Raw genomic sequence first — 577 nt, 5'->3', positions numbered from 1 at the left:
CCCCGTGGGGGCGGCCGGGCCGTCGGAGTCGCTCAGCGGTTCAGCTGAAGGAACCGCCGCAGGCGCAGGAGCTGCCGGCGTTCGGGTTGTCGATCGTGAAGCCCTGCTTCTCGATGGTGTCCGCGAAGTCGATCTTCGCGCCCTCGAGGTAGGGCACGCTCATGCGGTCCACGACGACCTCGACGCCGTCGAAGTCACGCAGCGCGTCGCCGTCGAGGATGCGCTCGTCGAAGTAGAGCTGGTAGATCAGGCCGGAACAGCCGCCGGGCTGGACGGCCACACGCAGACGCAGGTCGTCGCGGCCCTCCTGCTCGAGGAGGCTGCGAACCTTGTCGGCGGCGACGTCGGACAGGTCCACGCCGTGCGTGGCGATCTCGGTGGTGTCGGTCATGCTTCCTCCAACAGGCGGGCCGGTAGAGCTGTTCCCGATCCTACGCGCGAATTCCGTGGGCGCGATGACGCGAGTCACAGGCGCGGCGCGGGGGGGGCGGGGCGCCCCGGCCGCCCCCCCCCCCCCCGCAGGCCCCCGAAAGCGCCCCCCGCCCCCCCCCCCCCCCCCGCGCCCCGCCCCCCCCCG

The 577-nt window shown here is 73.5% G+C and carries 1 protein-coding gene; it reads right to left on the bottom strand.

What is annotated here, in order from left to right; translation table 11 throughout:
* Positions 1–40: 40 nt before the first annotated feature.
* A complete protein-coding gene (gene erpA, locus ACFQ80_RS22190) occupies positions 41–391 on the bottom strand; it encodes an iron-sulfur cluster insertion protein ErpA (protein ID WP_430551045.1) in 351 nt (116 codons plus the stop codon).
* Positions 392–577 lie beyond the last annotated feature (186 nt).

Origin of the sequence: Isoptericola sp. NPDC056578, from assembly GCF_042793275.1 — a bacterium.
In the GTDB taxonomy this organism is placed as follows: Bacteria; Actinomycetota; Actinomycetes; order Actinomycetales; family Cellulomonadaceae; genus Isoptericola.
Note: the sequence above shows the minus strand (reverse complement) of the source record. Positions and strands in the feature narration are given on the sequence as shown.

What these genes read in the sequence shown, in the direction of transcription:
- erpA (WP_430551045.1), bottom strand. Translation starts at nt 391, where the DNA reads ATGACCGACACCACCGAGATCGCCACGCACGGCGTGGACCTGTCCGAC.